The organism is Kitasatospora sp. NPDC034023 (assembly GCF_055575795.1).
In genome coordinates, this window is record NZ_JBVIRY010000025.1 from 39,276 (window position 1) to 57,386 (window position 18,111).

An 18,111-nucleotide genomic window follows, 5' to 3' on the forward strand; every position below is an offset into this window, starting at 1 on the left:
CGCCTCCGACCACCGTAGATACGTTCACTCGATGAGGTGATCGATCATCCGACAGACACTCATACGACTACTGCTGCGTACCGGTGATTCCGTGTCGGAACGCGTACGCGACCGCCTGCGCCCGGTCCCGGACCGCGGTCTTGGCGAACAGGTTGTTGATGTGCGTCTTCACGGTGGCCTGGCTGACGAACAGCCGCTGGGCGATCTCGGCGTTGGAGAGCCCCTGCGCGATCAGCGCCAGCACCTCGGCCTCCCGGACGGTCAGCCCGTCGGGCAGCTCCCCCGGCCGCACGGCGGGCCGTTCGGCCGTCGGCGCGGACCGGCCCGGCTGCTCCGACAGCCTTTCCAGCAGCCGGAGTTGGACCTGCGGCGAGAGCCCGGCCGCGCCCGCGCGGACGTCCGCGACGACCCGGGCGATCTCCTCGGCGCCGGCGTCCTTGGTGAGGTAGCCGCGCGCCCCGGCCTGCAGTGCCGGGAACAGCGAGTCGTCGTCGGCGTAGGTGGTGAGGATCACGACCTCGGTCTCCGGGTGCGCCGCCCGGATCCGCCGGGTCGCCTCGACGCCGTCGCAGCGCGGCATCCGCAGGTCCATCAGCACCACGTCCGGGTGATGGCGCTCCACCAGGGCGACGGCCTCCTCCCCGTCGCCCGCCGCGCCGACCACCTCGATGCCGGGCAGCAGCCCCAGCAGCATCACGATGCCCTCGCGCACCACCGTCTGGTCGTCCGCCACCAGCACCCTGGTGATCGCCGCCGTCATGCCGGCACCCGCAGCAGCACGCGCCACCCTCCGTCCTCCGGGCCCGCCAGCAGCGTGCCGCCGAGCAGTTCCGCGCGTTCGCGCATTCCCAGCAGACCGTACCCGCTGCCGCTGCCGGCCAGCTCCCCCGGCGACAGCTCACCCGCGGACTGGCCGCGCGGCGGGCGGGTGTTGCGCACCTCCAGCTCCACGACTCCGTCCAGGTAGCGCAGTTCGACGGAGCAGCGGGCGCCGGGCGCGTGCTTGCGCACATTGGTCAGCGCCTCCTGCGCGGTGCGCCGCACCGCGAGGGCCGGCTCGGCGGCGAGCGGCCGGGGTGTGCCGGTGACGACGAGGGCGGCCCGCTCCCGGCCGGTCAGCTCGACCAGGAAGTCCCCGACCGGGGTGAACTCGCCGCGCAACGCGGACAGCGCCTGCCGGGTCTCGGCCAGCCCGTCCTGCGCCATCCGCCGGGCGGCGACGACCCGTTCGCGAATCTGCTCGCGATCGGTGTCGCGCTCCAGCATCAGCCGGGCCGCCTCCAGGTGGACGAGCTGCGCGGAGAGGCTGTGGGCGAGCACGTCGTGGATCTCCCGGGCGATCCTGGCCCGTTCGGCGAGCGCCGCGCTCTCCGCCTCGGCGGCCCGCGCGGCCCGCTCCTGTTCGAGCAGTCGGCGCGCGGTGCCGCGCGCCTCGACGTCCAGCCGCAGCAGGTAGCCGAGCAGGACGGAACCGCCGACGGTGGCGGAGATACTGAGCCAGCTCGCCGGGGAAGCGGCCGTGTACGAGCCCAGCGCGGCCACCGCCGCGAGCAGCGCGGGCGCGGGCGGCAGCCGGATCAGCACCGTCACGGCCAGCCCGATCCAGAGGAAGTCGGCCAGCGTGTAGGCCAGCCCCCGGTTGGCGAGCCAGGCGGCACCGATCAGGGCGGCCGACAGCAGGTACGAGGCCGTCGGGCGCTGCTCCCGGGTGACCCGCAGGTAGAGCGCGCAGAGCGCGACGGCCGCGACCAGCCCGGCCGCCGCGGCCACCGCCGCCCAGCCGGCGTACTTGCCGTCGGAGAAGGTCCCCCAGCCGACGACGGCCAGCAGGACGATCCGACCGAACACGCTGAGGACCCGCCGCGGCCGGCTCTCGGCCTCACGCTCCAGCCCCTCGCGGGACGGCCAGCGGGTCCGGTACCACGCGGCCACGGGTGCCTCCTCGGTGCTCACGGCGGGCTCAGGGCTCACCGACGGGGGATCACTGCGGTCCTTCGACAGGGTCTCGACGAGATCACCGCAGCACGGCGGTCCGCTCGACGGGCTCCAGCATCCGGGCCCGCCAGTTCACCACGAGCGAGCGGACCAGCAGCATGACCGCCATGCCCAGCATCAGCGCGCTGCCCGACTGGTGGACGTGCAGCGCCGAGCCGATCCCGTACAGGCCGACCCGGACGGCGATCATCCCGCCCCAGGCGGCCATCGTGGCCTTGGTGCCCTTGGCCAGGACGGTGCCGTCGGCGTCCCGCCAGAGCCGGACGGTCCAGCCCCAGACGGAGCCCATCGCGAGCACCGTCACCAGTCCGGCGGCCAGCAGGGCGATCGAGAGCCCGGTGTGCTGATGGTCGATGATCTGCGGGTCGCGCAGTGCGAGCACGCCCAGGATCAGCGGCAGCAGCCAGAAGCGGCGCTCGGTGTCTAGGCGCTGGACACGCATCTGGCGCTGGACCACCGCGACCATCACCACCGCGATCACGAGGAGGTTGGCAAGGGCGCTCATCGAACTTCTCCGTCCCGACGGAAGGGCTTGTGCTGACCTCTCCGACGCTACGGACCGGGCCGTTCCCCCTGATCGGAGCGGGGGTGGACCTCGGGTGGAACGGAAAGCGCGCGGGCCCTCCACCCGTGGGTGGAGGGCCCGGCCGGACGGGGTGCGTCAGGCGTCGATGCGCGAGCGGTCCAGGGTGGCCGCCGAGTCCACGATGAACTCCTTGCGCGGGGCGACGTCGTTGCCCATCAGGAGGTCGAAGATCCTCTCGGCCTGTTCCAGGTCGCCCAGGTTGATCCGGCGCAGCGTGCGGTGGCGCGGGTCCATGGTGGTCTCGGCCAGCTGGTCGGCGTCCATTTCGCCCAGACCCTTGTAGCGCTGCACCGGGTCCTTCCAACGCAGCCCCTTGCGCTGGAACTCCAGCAGGGTGGAGCGCAGTTCGGCGTCGGAGTAGGTGTAGTGGTACTTCTCCTGGCCGCGCTTGGGGTTGGTGAGCTCGATCCGGTGCAGCGGCGGCACGGCGGCGAAGACCCGGCCCTGCTCGACCATCGGCCGCATGTAGCGGTGGAAGAGGGTCAGCAGCAGGGTACGGATGTGCGAGCCGTCGACGTCGGCGTCGGCCATGAAGATGACGCGGCCGTAGCGGGCCTGGTCGATGTCGAAGGTGCGGCCCGAGCCGGCCCCTATCACCTGGATGATCGCGGCGCACTCGGCGTTCTTGAGCATGTCGCTCACCGAGGCCTTCTGCACGTTGAGGATCTTGCCGCGGATCGGCAGCAGCGCCTGGAACTCGGAGTTGCGGGCGAGCTTGGCGGTGCCGAGCGCGGAGTCGCCCTCGACGATGAACAGTTCGCTGCGGTCGACGTCGTCGCTGCGGCAGTCGGCCAGCTTCGCGGGCAGCGAGCTGGTCTCCAGCGCGGTCTTGCGGCGCTGGGCCTCCTTGTGCTGGCGGGCCGCGACCCGGGTGCGGGCGGCCGCGACGACCTTCTCCAGCACGGCCCGCGCCTGGAGCTTCTCGTCCTTCTTGGCCGAGGTGAGGAAGGCCTTGAGCTCCTTGGCGACGACGGCGGCGACGATCCGGTTGGCCGCCGAGGTGCCGAGCACCTCCTTGGTCTGGCCCTCGAACTGCGGCTCGGCGAGCCGGACGGTGACCACCGCGGTGAGGCCCTCGGTGGCATCGTCCTTGGTGACGTCGTCCTCGGCGACGCGCAGCAGCTTGCCGGCCCGCAGCGCCTCGTTGACGGTCTTGGCCAGCGAGCGCTCGAAGCCCGTGACGTGGGTGCCGCCCTTGGGGGTGGCGATGATGTTGACGAAGGAGCGCAGGGTGGTGTCGTAGCCCGTGCCCCAGCGCAGCGCGATGTCCACCCCGAGGTGGCGGGTGACCTCGGTGGGGGTCATGTGGCCGAGCTCGTCCAGGACCGGCACCGTCTCCTTGAAAGTGCCCTCGCCGCGCAGCCGCAGCACGTCGCAGACCGGCTTGTCGGGGGCCAGGAACTCGCAGAACTCGGCGACGCCGCCGTCGTAGCGGAAGACCGACTCGTCGATCTGCTCGCTCTCGGTGAGCCGTTCGTCACGCACGACGATGGTCAGGCCGGGGACGAGGAAGGCGGTCTGCCGGGCGCGGCTGTGCAGCGTCTCCAGGGAGAGCTTGGCGTCCTTGAGGAAGATCTGCCGGTCGGCCCAGTAGCGGATCCGGGTGCCGGTGCGGGTCTTCGGCACCTTACGGGCCTTGGTCAGCCCGTTGGCGGGCTCGAAGGGCGCGTCCGGGCTGGTCTCGGTGAAGATGCCCGGGGTGCCGCGGCGGAAGCTGATCGCGTGGGTGTGGCCGCCGCGGTCGACCTCGACGTCCAGCCGGGCGGAGAGGGCGTTCACCACCGAGGCGCCGACGCCGTGCAGACCGCCGGAGGCCGCGTAGGAGCCGCCGCCGAACTTGCCGCCGGCGTGCAGCTTGGTCATCACGACCTCGACACCGGACAGTCCGGTCTTGGGCTCGACGTCGACCGGGATGCCGCGCCCGTTGTCGCGGACCTCGACCGAGGAGTCCGGGTGCAGCACGACGTCGATGCGGTCGCAGTAGCCGCCGAGCGCCTCGTCGACGGAGTTGTCGATGATCTCCCAGAGGCAGTGCATCAGGCCGCGGCTGTCGGTCGAGCCGATGTACATGCCGGGGCGCTTGCGAACCGCCTCAAGGCCCTCCAGGACGAGCAGGTGCCGCGCGGTGTAGTTGGAACCGTCGTCGCCGGCCAGCAGCGCGGACGGCACGGTCGTTTCGGCACTCACGCGGCACTCTCCTCGGTGAAGTTCTGTCTCATCGGTCACATCCGGACGGATCCGGACCAAACGCCAGTGCAGCACGCCGCACCGACATCCGTCGCTCTGCGTGCCCACACCCCTCCGTCGGGTGTGCAGCACGTCGGCCGGGCCCCGCGCAGCTTGTACGCGCTGCGCGAACAAGGACCGCGCCGGGGCGTGGGCCCCGGGGGCGCCATCTCCTCCCGATAGCACCGGTCCTGGCGGATCGTGGGACCGGCGCAAGCTCCGGAACTGCCGTTATGCAGGCTACCGGGGCCCGGGACGGGGCTTATGCTCCAACCCGGCAGAGGATTATGCTACGCGGACCTCGGACCCGATCCCGATCGGACGTTCGAGCGGTGGACGGATCCCGGGACTCGGCACGCATGAACCACCGGCGCCCGGGGCACGTCCTCATCAACACATGCAGAATCCTCAGAGAAGAAAAGCCACGAGCGGGAACGTTTTCGGCCTGGTTGGATGTTGACCCTGGTACGACAGCTCGTCGAGCTAGAGAAGAGGCGACGTGACTACTGTTCTGACACCTGCGAGCCCGCTCACCGCGGCTGACCGCTGCGACCGATGCGGCGCCCAGGCTTACCTGCGCGTCGTACTCGCCAGCGGCGGAGAGCTGCTCTTCTGCGCCCACCACGGCCGGAAGTTCGAGCCCGAGCTCAAGAAGATCGCCGTGGAGATACAGGACGAGAGCGGCCGTCTCAGCACCAGCCCCAACGCGACGGCCACCGACGACGAGCGCTGATTCCAGGCGCCGCCACCAGCAGCCAGCGTCGAGCTGTGTCCGGTCACGCACTGCGCGCGACCGGTGAGCCGGGCGATTGACCCCCTCGGGGGCCGGTCGCCCGGCTCCGTTGTTCTCCGGACGGTTCTCCCGCGTTCACCCGCTGCGGGCTCGGTGATTCGACGCTGCGTCAGAACGTGACCGACGCATCACTCACCGCGAGGCTCGCGGCGGCTCCCCGCCACTCACAGCACCGAGTGCACCGCGTCCGCGACCGTGGACACCCGCGTGTAGACGCCCGGGTGGGCCGCCTCGGCACAGCCCGTCCCCCAGGACACCAGGCCGACCAGTCGCCCGTCGACGACCAGCGGGCCGCCGCTGTCGCCCTGGCAGGCGTCCTTGCCGCCCTTCTCCTCGCCCGCGCAGACCATGCCCCGGGCGTCGAACTTGCCGTCCTGCCCGCCCGGGTAGGCGTGCGCACAGGTCTGGTCCGGAACGATCGACACGTCCACCCCGCGCAGCACGGGCGAGTAGGCACCCCGCCCGGTGGTGTCGCCCCAGCCGTACACCTGCGCCCTGGTCCCGGCCGCGTACGGCGCCGTTTCGCCCGGGCCGACCAGCTCGACCACCGGCCGGGAGCCCTGGGACTCGGCGAGCGTGAGCACCGCGACGTCGTTCATGTTGGCGGCGAAGGAGTAGTCGGGGTGGATCCAGACCGACTGCACCGCCACCTCGCGGCCGGACGTGCCGCGCATGTCGTCCCGGCCGACGATCACCTTGAGTCCGGGCCGCTCCACCCGCCCCTTGCCCTCGTCGTAGAAGCAGTGCGCGGCCGTCACCACCTTGGTCGGGCCGACCAGCGCGCCCCCGCAGAACTGACCGGAGCGGCCGCTGCCGAACTGCTGGCGGCTGGCCAGCGCCACGATCCACGGGTGGTCGACGGTGCTGGCGGCGTTGCCGCCGACCACCCGGCGCTGTGCCTCGGCCGGCGCCGCCGCACCGAGGGCGACCAGCGGGACGGGTACGGCGGCGAGCAGCGCCAGCACGGCAGCCCGGCGACGGCGGTCCGCCCGGGCGGCGGCCGGGTCGGCCCGGGGCGGGACGGGGGTCGGCAGGTCAGTGCGGTCCGGCTCGGTCGGCACCGTGACTCCAGAAGGCTCGGCAGCAGGCAACCGGCACAGCGTAGGTGTTCAACTACGCTGTGCGTCCGCTTCCGGACACGCCGCCACCCGGACGAGCGACAAGCAGCACCCGGACGCTGACACACCCGGGGCCGGACAGCCGTGAAGGCCCGGAGCCGTACGGCTCCGGGCCTTCACGTCGACGATCGTTATCGATCAGTCCAGGTAGTCGCGCAGCACCTGGGAGCGCGACGGGTGGCGCAGCTTCGACATGGTCTTCGACTCGATCTGGCGGATGCGCTCACGGGTGACCCCGTACACCTTGCCGATCTCGTCGAGCGTCTTCGGCTGGCCGTCGGTCAGACCGAAGCGCATCGAGACCACGCCGGCCTCGCGCTCGGACAGGGTGTCCAGCACCGAGTGCAGCTGCTCCTGGAGCAGGGTGAAGGAGACCGCGTCGGCCGGGACGACCGCCTCGGAGTCCTCGATCAGGTCACCGAACTCGCTGTCGCCGTCCTCGCCCAGCGGGGTGTGCAGCGAGATCGGCTCACGACCGTACTTCTGGACCTCGATGACCTTCTCGGGGGTCATGTCGAGTTCCTTGGCCAGCTCCTCCGGGGTGGGCTCGCGGCCCAGGTCCTGGAGCATCTGGCGCTGGACGCGGGCCAGCTTGTTGATGACCTCGACCATGTGCACCGGGATACGGATGGTCCGGGCCTGGTCGGCCATGGCGCGGGTGATCGCCTGGCGGATCCACCAGGTGGCGTAGGTCGAGAACTTGTAGCCCTTGGTGTAGTCGAACTTCTCGACCGCACGGATCAGACCCAGGTTGCCCTCCTGGATCAGGTCCAGGAAGAGCATGCCGCGGCCGGTGTAGCGCTTGGCCAGCGAGACCACCAGGCGGAGGTTGGCCTCCAGCAGGTGGTTCTTGGCCCGGCGGCCGTCCTCGGCGATGATCTCCAGCTCGCGCTTGAGCTTGGGGGCGAGCTTGTCGGCGGCCGAGAGCTTGTCCTCGGCGAACAGGCCGGCCTCGATGCGCTTGGCGAGCTCGACCTCCTGCTCGGCGTTGAGCAGCGGGACCTTGCCGATCTGCTTCAGGTAGTCCTTGACCGGGTCGGCGGTGGCACCGGCGACGGCGACCTGCTGGGCCGGCGCGTCGTCCTCGTCGTCGTCGGAGAGGACGAAGCCCTCCGACTCCTCCTCCGGGCCCTCGGCCTCGGCCTTCTCGCCCGGCGTCGCCGTCTCCTCGAGCAGCTCCTCCTCGCCGAGCAGCTCCTCGTCGCCCTTGCCGGACTTGGCGGCGGTCTTCTTGGCGGCGGCCTTCTTGGCCGGCGCGGCGGTCTTCTTGGCCGCGGCCTTCTTGGCCACGGCCTTCTTCGCCGGGGCCTTCACCTCGGCGATGCCGACGGTCGCCCCCTCGACGGTGATGTCGGCGGAGACGGTGGGAGCCGGGGCCGCGGCGGCGGCCGCGACGGCCGGAGCCGCGACGGGGGCGCCGGGGGCGATCCGGACGGGCGGCTTGGTCGGGGCCGACGGGGCGGCTGGGCTCCGGGTGGTGACAGCCTTGGTGGCGGTGCGCTTGGTGGGGCTCTTGGCAGCAACGCTCTTGCGCTTGGCGCCGGCCGGTTCGGCCGCGCTGACCATGAGGTCCACCCCCTCCTCAATCAGCACCTGGTTGAGGCTGCGCATGACGTTCTTCCACTTGGTGACCGGGATCTGGTCCGCCTCGAACGCCTGGCGCACGTCGTCACCGGCGATCTGCCCCTGGGCCTTGCCCCGCTCGATGAGCGCCAGCAGAGCCGCGGACTCGGCGATCTCGGGGGGAAGCGAACGGGATGTGCTGGCCGACACGAACAACCTCTCGGACGATGAGTGGACTCGAACCCGTACCGGCCGCCCGAGCGGGCGGGGAAGGAAATCGCGCGTCGGACGCGCGGTGTCGATTCCGACCGACTCGGGCTTGAGGACTGGGTTTGCAGGACGGCAGCAGCGCCGCGGACCAACACAGCATTCTGACATGTTGGAGTATTCCGGAGCTGCTCCCGCTCAGGAGACATCGCTGCTACTCGTCAAGTGTTACGCATGGCCTTCGTGTCGCGGGTCACACCACTCGGCGGCCGCGGCCACGGGGCCGGGTTCCATCATCGCGCACTCGCGCCGAAAGCTTTTGTCATGGCCTGGGCGGACGTCGTTGTCTGGGCGGATCGTGGCAGCCACGGCAGATCGTGGAGGCCTGGGCGATCCGGTCCTGCGAGAGCCGTCCGGACCTCCGCATGCGGAGGCCCTCCGGCTGCGCCACGCGGTGCGGCCGGAGGGCCTCGGCGGAGCGGACCGCCGGGCCAGGCGCCTCCGCTCGTCGGAACAGCCCGCTCAGTGCTCCCGGGGCGCGGGGACGGACGGCTCGACCTCGGGGTGGACGGTGAGCAGCGCCCGCATCCCGACCTCGGCCGCGGCGCCGTCGCCGGCCCCCAGTGCGTCCACCAGCCGGGCGTGCAGGCTGACCGAGGACTCGGAGGGCCGCTCGCACGAGATCGCCGGGCCGCCCGAGACGTGCAGGGCGCAGCCGACGATCCCGGACAGGTGCTCCAGCATCCGGTTGCCGGCCATCTGCAGGACCAGGCCGTGCAGCTCGGCGTCGGCCCGGGTGTAGGTCGAGAGGTCGGCCTGGGCGGCGGCGTGGCCCATGATCTCGACCAGTTCGACCAGCCGCTGCTGGACGTCCTCCCGGCCGTGGCCGGCGGCCAGCCGGGCGGCCAGCGGGTCGATCGCCCAGCGGAGCTCGAACAGCTCCCGGCGCTGCTCGTCCCGCTGCGGGCCGAAGGCACGCCACTCGATGATGTCGGGGTCCAGCAGGTTCCAGTCGCCGACCGGGCGGACCCGGGTGCCGACGTTCGGCCGGGCGCTGACCAGGCCCTTGGCCTCCAGCACACGCAGCGACTCGCGGACGACGGTCCGGGACACCTCGAAACGCTGGCCGATCTCCTCGGGGACCAGCGGGCGGTCGGCGCCGAGGTCACCGGAGACGATCATCTGGCCGAGCTGCTGGACCAGCTGGCCGTGCAGGCCGCGACCGCGGCTGCTGGTGGTCTTGCGGCCGACCCGGCCGATGTCGGACTCGGCGCCCTCCCAGCGGGGCGCCGGCGGGGCCGGCCGGTCGGCGTACGAGAAGCGGTCCAGGTCGCCGGAACCGTGGATCGGCCCATCGGCGGAACGGGCGGGGGTCATGGTGGGGTGCGCAAGGGTACTCACGCCTCATTTGTCGGCGATCGGCGGGCGCGGCTTGAGAATTCTCGTGAAAAGCACACGAAAGGGTGATCGCCCGTGACTGGATAATTGACTTCTTATCAGGAAGAACCGCTCATTACGGTCACTGCTGGTCGATCTTGGTTCTTCGGGGTGCCGACGCCCCACCGCTTGCGGCGCCGGGCCCTACCGGTCGCCGCGCCGGGCCCTACAGCGCACGGCGCCGGGCCTGGACGAGCAGCGCGGCGAGCAGCAGGACGGCCGCGGGGGCCCCGACCGCCGCGAGCAGCGCCGGGTCCGTCAGCGCCGCGCTCCCGGCCGCCGCCTCGTGCGCCCCGCCGTACACCCAGCCGTAGGCCCACTCGATGCCGGACTGGAACGGCAGCAGCTCGGCCGCGCGCACCGGCCACGGCCGGCCGGTCCGGCGCAGCAGCAGGGCGACGCCGGACTCCAGCAGCGGCGGCATCGCGCACAGCAGCAGCACCCCGGCGGCGGCGCTGCGGGTCAGCGACGCGGTCAGCACCCCGGTCCAGGCGGCCACGACGGTCAGCAGGACGAACGCCAGCAGCGCGGCCGGCACCCCGTGGCCGGCCACCAGCGCCAGCGGGGCGAAGACGCCCGGCAGGTCCGACAGCCCGGACAGCCCGGCGCCGCTCACCGCCCCGGACAGCCGCTCCGACAGTGCGCCGGGCTCCGTCCAGGCCGCCACCGTCACCCCGCCCGGCAGCGAGAGGTGCACGGCCACCGTGTCGAGCAACAGGGTGGCCAACGCCAGCAGCGCCGCCACCGGGCCGACCACCAGCAGCTTGGCCAGCAGCAGCCGCACCCGGCGCGGGTACGACACCAGCGAGGCCGGCAGCCCCGGGTGGCACACCTCGTGCCCGTACGAGAGCGCGCCCAGCACTCCGGCGCCGAGGGCCGCGAACGGCAGCGGGATCAGCGGGACGGCGGCGGTCAGCAGCCGCACCCCGGCGAGCGCGGCCAGCGGGCCGTCCGGGGTCTGGCTCGCCAGGACGGCGGCCACGGCGGCGTCACCGAGCAGGACGCCGGCGAGCAGCAGCCAGGTGGAACGCAGGCCGCGCAGTCGGCGCAGTTCGTAGGCCAGGACAGGCACGGTTCACTCGCTCCGGTGGTCGTCGGTGGTGGCGGGGGCCGAGGCGGCGGTCGCGCCCGAGGCGAGGCGGCGGAGGCGGACGGTGTCGTCGGTGAGCAGGTCGGCGTTCTCACGGCGCCCCGGCGGCTTGGACCGGACGGCTTCCCCGGCCGGGGCCGGGTCGTCGCGGAAGAGCCGGTCGACAGCGACGGTGGGGGCCGACTCGCCGTGCACGGTGCGCTCGGCGGGCCGGTTGCGCTCAGCGGGCCGGTTGCGCTCAGCGGGCCCAGTGCGCTCGGGGGGCCGGTTGCGCTCAGCGGGCCGGTTGCGCTCGGCGGGCCGGCCGGGGTGGGCCGACGTGGCCCGGGGACCGGGCGTGGCGAGGACGGGGAGGCCCGCGGCGACCACGGCGACGGGCAGGGCGCGGGTGGGCAGGAAGGCGTCGTCCTGGGGGCGCGGCGCCCGGCGCTGCGGGGTGGTGGCGGCCTCGGAGTCCGGCTCGGTGGCCCGCGCGACGGCCGGGTCGGCACATCGCGCGGCAGCCGGTACGGCGACCGGGTCGGTGTCGGCTGCGTCGGCGCCGGCTGCGTCGGCCGGGGCGTCCGGGGCGGGTCCGGCGGCCGGCGGCCCTGCGGGCTCGTGGACCGGCTCGGGGCTCGGTTCCCGGGCCGGCTCGGGGCTCGGTTCGGCGTCCGGTACCGGGCGGACCCGGAGGTGGCCGGAGCGGCCCGAGGCGACCGGCAGGACGACCCGGGGAGCAGGCTGCTCGACCACCCGGTCGGCCAGCTCGTGCAGCAGGATCCCGTGACGGTAGGCGAGTTCGCCGATCTCGGTGCGGTCGACGCCGGCCACCGCGAGGCCCACGCTGCCGTCCCGGCGGACCTCGGCGCCCTGGCTGACCAGCAGGTCCGCCAGCCGCGCCATCTGCGGCCCCCGCACGGCCACTTCGGGGCTGAGCCTGGTCCGCCGGAACTCCGCGACCGGCTGGTCGGCCACCAGACGGCCGCGGTCCAGGGTGACGACCCGGTCCGCGAGCTGCGAGGCCTCCTGCGGGGTGCGGGTGGTCACCAGGACCGTGCCGCCGGCGACGCCGAACGAGCGCAGGAAGAAGTGGAACCACTCGACGTTGCGCGGCGACAGGCCCTCGGTCGGCGCGTCCAGCAGCAGCGTCCCGGGGTCGCCGAGCAGGGCCGCGGCCAGGGCCAGCCGGCGGTGCATGCCGGGCGAGAAGGCGCGCAGCCGCTGCCCGGCGACGGAGGCCAGCCGGGTCTGCTCCAGGAGTTCGTCGGCCCGCCGGGCCGGGACGCCGACGGCCGCCGCGAGCATCCGCAGGTGGCCGCGCGCCCTGCGGCCCGGGTGCCCGGCCACCGCGGCCACGCCCTCGCCCGGACCGGGCAGCAGTACGCCGACCTCGCGCTCGGGGCGCCGGAGCCGGCGGTAAGGGTGGCCGTCGAAGAGCGTGACGCCCTGGCCGCGCTCGAGTTCGAGCATCAGCCGCAGTGCGGTGGACTTGCCCGCGCCCTCGGCACCGAGCAGTGCGGTCACCGCGCCGGGCCGGGCGTCGAAGGTCAGGTCCAACACGGCGGGCGGAGCGCCCTTGCGATAGACCTTGGTCAGTCCGGTGATCTGGATCATCGCTGGCTGCTCCCGTGCCCTCGGCCGACCCGCTCGACGCGGAGCGGGACCGTGCCCGCACGGCCCCGCGCCAGCACACTAGGGGGCGGCGGCGGCGATTCCGGGCATTGCGGGAGCGGAACGGGGCCACCGGCCGCCCACCTCACCCGATCAGGGGACAATCCGATCCTGGGGTTCCCTGCCGCGCACCCGGTGCCGCCGGCTGCAGGCCTGCCGGGCGGCTAGTCCGAGATCCAGGGCAGCGGCGGGAGGTGGTGGTCGCTGCACTCGCCCGTGAACTCGTCGACGGCGGCCCTGCCCTGGTCCGCGACCCTCCCCTGCTGGTCCTCGTGGGAGGTCAGCCGGTCCTGCACCGGGCCGACGCTCAGGAGTCGGGGCGGAGCATGGGCGGGTTGAGGGCGGACGCGCCGCCGGCGGTGAAGAGCTGGGCCGGGCGGCCGCCCTGACGGGTCGTCGTGCCGCCGGAGGGCAGCAGGAAGCCCGGGGTGCCGGTGACCTTGCGGTGGAAGTTGCGCGGATCCAGCACCACGCCCCAGACCGCCTCGTAGACCCGGCGCAGCTCCCCGACGGTGAACTCGGTCGGGCAGAAGGCGGTCGCGAGGGAGGAGTACTCGATCTTGGAGCGGGCGCGTTCCACGCCGTCGGCGAGGATCAGCCCGTGGTCGAAGGCGAGCGGGACGCCGTCGGCCGGGCTGTCGCCGAGCAGCTCGCCGACCGGTGCCCAGCGGGCGCTGCTGGCGTCGCCGCCGGCCCGGGGCGTCGGCAGGTCCGGGGCGAGCACCAGGTAGGCCACGCTGACCACCCGCATCCGGGGGTCGCGCTGCGGATGGCCGTAGGTGGCGAGCTGCTCCAGGTGGGCCCCGGCCGCACCGGGGCCGACCGCGTCGTGGCCCGGGGCCGAGTGCGCGCGCAGGCCGGTCTCCTCGGCCAGCTCCCGGGAGGCGGCCTCGGCCAGGCCCTCGTCCGGGCGGACGAAGCCGCCGGGCAGCGCCCAGTACCCCTGGAACGGCGGCTCGCCGCGTCGGACCAGCAGGGCGCAGAGCGCGTGGTCGCGCACCGTCAGCACCACCAGGTCAACCGTGACAGCGAACGGGGGGAAGGCCGACGGATCGTAACGCGACATGGCGACGATCATAGTCGTCTCTCTGACGATAAGCACAGGCCTTGCGCCCGGCCCTCCCGAGGCCGTCGGCCCGCCCGCCCGGCACGGTTCGCGCACGGGCGGGCGGGGACTCCCGGGCCGAAGTCGCCGAAGCGGCGCCACCGGCCCGGGGCGGGCCGGCCCGGGGCGCGCGGTCAGCGGGCGACGAGCTGCAGGTCCGCGGAGGCCTCCTCGACCATCGCCACCCCGATCCGGCTCACCCGGACCGAGAAGGGCTCGCCCGCCACCCGCAGGCCGGTCAGCTCCAGCTCGCCGAGCGGCGCGGTGCTGGCCGGGCGGACCAGGACCCGCCCACCCGGCACGTCGGGCCGCACCCCGGCGAGGGCGAACACCGCGTGCGCGGCGCCGGCCGCGGAGACCGCCGCCGGGCGGCAGGCCGCCGGGTGCGGCACGGGCGGGCAGCCGGGGGTGCGCTGCTCCCCCGCGTACATCTCCGGCAGCCGTCCCTCGAAGTGGGCGGCCGCGGCGAGCAGGCCCTCCAACAGGGTGCCGGCCTCGTTCTCGTGGCCTGCCTCCGCCAATCCGGCGATCGCCAGCGCCGTCTCGTGGACCCGTACCGTGCCGCCGCGGTGGCCCAGCGGGTTGAAGCGGGGGGACTTGGCGCTGAGGGTGCGCAGGCCCCAGCCGCTGTCCAGCTCCGGCGCGACCAGACGCTGGGCGAGCAACCGGGTCTGCTCACGGTCCAGTAGGCTCTCGTGCCGGTCGCCGTCGACGGCGAGCCCGGTGTCCAGCAGGTGCACCAGGCAGGAGGCGACTGCGGGCAGCGGCTGGCCGCCCGGGGCCAGCCCGGCGGCGGGGCGGCCGCCGGAGAGGTCGTCGATCCAGAACCGCTCGCGGAAGCTCCCGCGCAGCTCGGCAGCCCAGCTCCGCCAGCCCTCGGCACCCGGCCGTCCGAAGGCCTCCAGCAGCTCGGCGCCGTGCAGGGCGGCGCGGTGGGCCTGCGCCTGGACCTCGGCGCGGGCGGCGACCGGGTGGGCGGAGCGCTCCTCGGTGGGGCGGCTCAGGTCGGTCACGAAGCCGCCGACCAGTCCGTCCCGCAGGGCGGCCAGGGCCCGCTCGGCGGCCGGGAGCAGCTCGGCGACCTCCGCCGTGGGCAGGCCCCAGCGCCAGGCCTCGGCCAGCACCGTGACGAACAGCAGGGTGGCCTCGGTGGCGGTGCAGGTGGGCGGCAGCTCCGGGCCGCCGTGCCGCAGGCCGCCGGGCAGCAGGCCCTCGGTGCGGCCCGGGGCGGGGGCGAGCTGCTGACGGCGGGCCAGCGCCCGGAGGGTGCCGGCGGCCAGCCGGGTCCCGAGCGGCAGGGTCAGCCGGGCGGCCCAGAGCGCGTCGGCCGGGGCAAGGCCGAAGCGCCAGGGCGCGCCGGAGGCCGGGTAGAGGTCAGTCGGACGGTCCGGGTCGGCGAACAGCAGTCCGCCGAGAGCGTCCAGGGAGCGGGAGACCAGCGGGGCGACCCGGGAGTCGTCGCTGCGGACCTCGGGCTCGGACCAGGGCAGCGGGACACCGGTGCCGCGCCCGCCGGGTGGGCGCGGGCCGGTGGCGGCGCTCTCCAGCTCGGTGCGCAGTTCGACCGACCAGCGGGCGCCGGGCTGGACCTCCAGGTCCCAGCGGAGCACCCCGGCGCCGGCCAGTACGGCGTGCGGGGAGGGCTTGGCGCTGACCACGGCGCTGTGCGCGGGGCCCGTCCAGCGCAACCCGGCGGACTGCACCTGGCCCGGCAGGTCGGGCGGGCGGTGTCCGGCGGCGATCTCGGCGACCGGGCCGAGGTCCGTGCCTACGGCGATCTCCAGCGGCAGCCGTGCGGGCCGCGGGCCGGTGTTGCGCACGACGACAGTCTCCACGCCGTCCGCGTGGCGCAGCCGCTCGACGGTGAGCGCCGGATCCGGGTCGAGGTCGCCGGGGATGCGGACGGCGCCGAGGAAGCGAGCCTGGGCGGTGCTGGTCAGGGCGCCCTGGAGCGGCAGCGGCTCCATGCCGCCCAGCCGCAGCTCCATCCGGGCGAGTGCCCGGACACCGTTGCGGTAGAAGCCGTGCAGGCCGTGGCCGCGCAGCTGGCCGTCGGGGCCGGAGGCAGCCATCGCCGGGGCATTGACGCAGATCACCGCGTGGTGGACCGCGGGGGGCTGCGGGCGCGGCGCGGCGGTGGGCCGACCCGAACCGGCGGGTGCGCCCCCGGGGCCGGTCGGCGGGACCTGGTCGGGGCGCCCGACCGGTCTCGGCGCGCCGACCACGCTCTCGGCCGGCATGGCCTGTGGTGGCCTCATGGCGGTCACCGGACTCTCCTCCCCTCGGCGGTCCGGTGGCCGGGTCAGGCCGGTGGGCCGCGAGCATGCTCGATCGCGTGCTGATGGTGCCGAGCCGGCGGGGTTTCCCGTCGGCGGGTGTGCCGTGTCTGGCCGTACCCGGTGGCGGGTCGTACCAAGCGGTGCTCGGTACCGGGCCGGTACCGGCGCGCCGCGCCGTCGCGTCGGGCCCGCCACCGCGCCCGACACCCCGTCAGGTCCGCCATTCCGGCCCGCCGGTGACGCCCTGCCGCGTGGCCCGCGCCCGTCGGGCCGGCCGGTCCCCTCGCGGCGACCGGGCCCGGTGCCGCGCGTGGCCGGCGGTCGCCGTGGGGCCAGGGGCGGCCGGGCCGGGCCCCGGTCGGTCTCCGTCCGGCGCAGGGCCCCCGGGGTGAACGCCGCGCACCGCCGCCAGGTCACGCCCCGCCCGAAGCGCCGCTGGTCGGGACCGCCCCCGCCGGGCGGTCGTGCCGCGTCCGTCGGAGCATCACCGGGACCGCGCCACGGGCCCGTCGCCGCCTGCGGCCGAGGCCTGGTTCCGGGCGTTCCTGGCTGTCGTCCGCACCGCTCGGACCGGGCGTCGGCCGGGGTCGGCCGCCCGGCCGGATGGACGGGGACGGTCGAACCGGCGCTCGATCGCCGCCAGGATACGGTGCGGGGGTCGCGGCCCCCGCACCCGGTGATCCCGTGAACCGCGACACCACCGTTGTGACCAGCAGAGACCGAGGAGTTCCATGTCCACCGTCAGCCGGCTGCCCGGGATTGTCACGACCGACCACGTCTTCCAGGTGCCCCTCGATCACGCCGCCCCGCAGGGCGAGCAGATCGAGGTGTACGCCCGGGAGGTGGTGGCCGCCGGCCGCGAGCGGGACGACCTGCCATGGCTGCTCTTCCTCCAGGGCGGGCCCGGCGGCAAGGCCGCCCGCCCGCTCAGCCGGGACTCCTGGCTGAAGCGCGCCCTGGACGACTACCGGGTGCTCCTGCTCGACCAGCGCGGCACCGGGCGGTCCACGCCCGCGACCCGGCAGACCCTCGCCCGGCGCGGCGGCCCGCAGGATCAGGCGGACTACCTGGCCCGCTTCCGCGCGGACTCGATCGTCCGGGACGCAGAGCTGATCCGCACCCGGCTGCTCGGCGCCAACCGGCGCTGGAGCGTGCTCGGTCAGAGCTTCGGCGGTTTCTGCACGCTCACCTACCTCTCCATCGCCCCCGAGGGCCTGACCGAGGCCTTCATCACCGGAGGCCTGGCCGGCCTCGGCAGTTCGGCCGACGACGTCTACCGCGCCGCCTACCCGCGCGTGGCCCGCAAGAACGAGGACCACTACGCCCGGTTCCCGCAGGACGTCGAGGCGGTGCGGCGGATCGCCGCCCACCTCGCGGACGCCCCCGCGACCCTGCCGGACGGCGGGCTGCTCACCGTCGAGGCGTTCCAGGCCCTCGGACTGCTGCTTGGCGGCGGCAGCGGCTCCGGCGTCCTGCACTACCTGCTGGAGGAGGCCTGGGTGGAGGGCGCGGCCGGGCCCGAGCTCTCCGACACCTTCCTGGCCGGCGCCCAGGCCCAGCTCTCCTTCGCGGGCGGCCCGCTGTACGCCGTGCTGCACGAGTCGATCTACGGCCAGCGGTCGGTGGACCAGGGCGGCACCGCCTGGTCGGCCGAGCGGCTCCGCAAGGAGTTCCCGCGGTTCGACGCCCGGGCCGCGCTGGAGTCGGACGCGCCGGTGCTGTTCACCGGGGAGATGATCTACCCCTGGATGTTCGACACCGACCCCGCGCTGCGCCCGCTGAAGGAGACCGCGGAGCTGCTCGCCGCCCGCACCGACTGGCCCGACCTGTACGACCGGGCGCGCCTGGCCGCCAACGGCGTACCGGTCGTGGCGGCGGTGTACCACGACGACATGTACGTGGACACCGCCGACTCGCTGGAGACCGCTCGCGCGGTGCGCGGCCTGCGGACCTGGATCACCAACGAGTGGGAGCACGACGGCCTGCGGGCGAGCGGCGGCAAGGTGCTGGACCGCCTGATCAAGATGGCGCACGGCGAGGCGTAGCGGCCGGCAGACCG

14 protein-coding genes are annotated in these 18,111 nt (G+C 74.2%); 2 read left to right on the top strand and 12 right to left on the bottom strand.

The window, feature by feature from the left end; translation table 11 throughout:
- Positions 1-67: 67 nt before the first annotated feature.
- From ACZ52R_RS28850 to ACZ52R_RS28865, 4 genes are all read right to left on the bottom strand, one after another.
- Positions 68-760: a response regulator transcription factor gene (locus ACZ52R_RS28850; protein ID WP_465623147.1), complete on the bottom strand. Its 693-nt coding sequence runs from the start codon at positions 758-760 to the stop codon at positions 68-70.
- Positions 757-1,932: a sensor histidine kinase gene (locus tag ACZ52R_RS28855; protein WP_465754416.1), complete on the bottom strand. Its 1,176-nt coding sequence runs from the start codon at positions 1,930-1,932 to the stop codon at positions 757-759. Before ACZ52R_RS28855 ends, ACZ52R_RS28850 begins: the two co-directional genes overlap by 4 nt.
- Positions 1,933-2,014: 82 nt before the next feature.
- Complete coding sequence (locus ACZ52R_RS28860; protein WP_465623150.1) at positions 2,015-2,500, bottom strand: DUF1453 domain-containing protein; 486 nt, start codon at positions 2,498-2,500, stop codon at positions 2,015-2,017.
- A gap of 156 nt (positions 2,501-2,656) precedes the next feature.
- Positions 2,657-4,768: a DNA gyrase/topoisomerase IV subunit B gene (locus ACZ52R_RS28865; protein ID WP_360505997.1), complete on the bottom strand. Its 2,112-nt coding sequence runs from the start codon at positions 4,766-4,768 to the stop codon at positions 2,657-2,659.
- Positions 4,769-5,306: 538 nt separating this feature from the next.
- Here ACZ52R_RS28865 and ACZ52R_RS28870 point away from each other — a divergent pair.
- Positions 5,307-5,540 (top strand): DUF7455 domain-containing protein, encoded by a 234-nt coding sequence (locus ACZ52R_RS28870; protein ID WP_360505994.1) that lies wholly within the window; start codon positions 5,307-5,309, stop codon positions 5,538-5,540.
- Between the two features lie 224 nt (positions 5,541-5,764).
- Here the strand turns inward: ACZ52R_RS28870 and ACZ52R_RS28875 are convergent, their stop codons facing one another.
- The 8 genes from ACZ52R_RS28875 to ACZ52R_RS28910 all read right to left on the bottom strand — a co-directional run bounded on the left by ACZ52R_RS28875 (position 5,765) and on the right by ACZ52R_RS28910 (position 16,031).
- On the bottom strand, positions 5,765-6,565 hold the full coding sequence (locus tag ACZ52R_RS28875) for a S1 family peptidase (protein WP_465623243.1): 801 nt from the start codon (positions 6,563-6,565) through the stop codon (positions 5,765-5,767).
- Positions 6,566-6,856: 291 nt separating this feature from the next.
- On the bottom strand, positions 6,857-8,491 hold the full coding sequence (locus ACZ52R_RS28880) for an RNA polymerase sigma factor (RefSeq protein ID WP_360505988.1): 1,635 nt from the start codon (positions 8,489-8,491) through the stop codon (positions 6,857-6,859).
- Positions 8,492-9,010: 519 nt separating this feature from the next.
- Positions 9,011-9,889 carry a FadR/GntR family transcriptional regulator gene (locus ACZ52R_RS28885; RefSeq protein ID WP_360505985.1) on the bottom strand — a complete coding sequence of 293 codons (879 nt, stop codon included), beginning with the start codon at positions 9,887-9,889 and terminating at the stop codon, positions 9,011-9,013.
- 202 nt (positions 9,890-10,091) lie between these two features.
- Positions 10,092-10,997: a hypothetical protein gene (locus ACZ52R_RS28890; protein WP_465754417.1), complete on the bottom strand. Its 906-nt coding sequence runs from the start codon at positions 10,995-10,997 to the stop codon at positions 10,092-10,094.
- Between the two features lie 3 nt (positions 10,998-11,000).
- On the bottom strand, positions 11,001-12,611 hold the full coding sequence (locus tag ACZ52R_RS28895; protein ID WP_465754418.1) for an ATP-binding cassette domain-containing protein: 1,611 nt from the start codon (positions 12,609-12,611) through the stop codon (positions 11,001-11,003).
- A 221-nt stretch (positions 12,612-12,832) separates the two neighbouring features.
- Complete coding sequence (locus ACZ52R_RS28900; protein WP_465623158.1) at positions 12,833-12,964, bottom strand: hypothetical protein; 132 nt, start codon at positions 12,962-12,964, stop codon at positions 12,833-12,835.
- Positions 12,965-12,975: 11 nt separating this feature from the next.
- A complete protein-coding gene (locus ACZ52R_RS28905; protein WP_465623160.1) occupies positions 12,976-13,734 on the bottom strand; it encodes an NUDIX hydrolase in 759 nt (252 codons plus the stop codon).
- A 173-nt stretch (positions 13,735-13,907) separates the two neighbouring features.
- Positions 13,908-16,031, bottom strand: coding sequence for an amylo-alpha-1,6-glucosidase (locus ACZ52R_RS28910; RefSeq protein ID WP_465754435.1), 2,124 nt, complete (start codon positions 16,029-16,031; stop codon positions 13,908-13,910).
- A 752-nt stretch (positions 16,032-16,783) separates the two neighbouring features.
- Here ACZ52R_RS28910 and ACZ52R_RS28915 point away from each other — a divergent pair.
- Positions 16,784-18,097, top strand: a complete 1,314-nt coding sequence (locus tag ACZ52R_RS28915; RefSeq protein ID WP_465754419.1) for an alpha/beta fold hydrolase — start codon at positions 16,784-16,786, stop codon at positions 18,095-18,097.
- Positions 18,098-18,111: the final 14 nt, after the last annotated feature.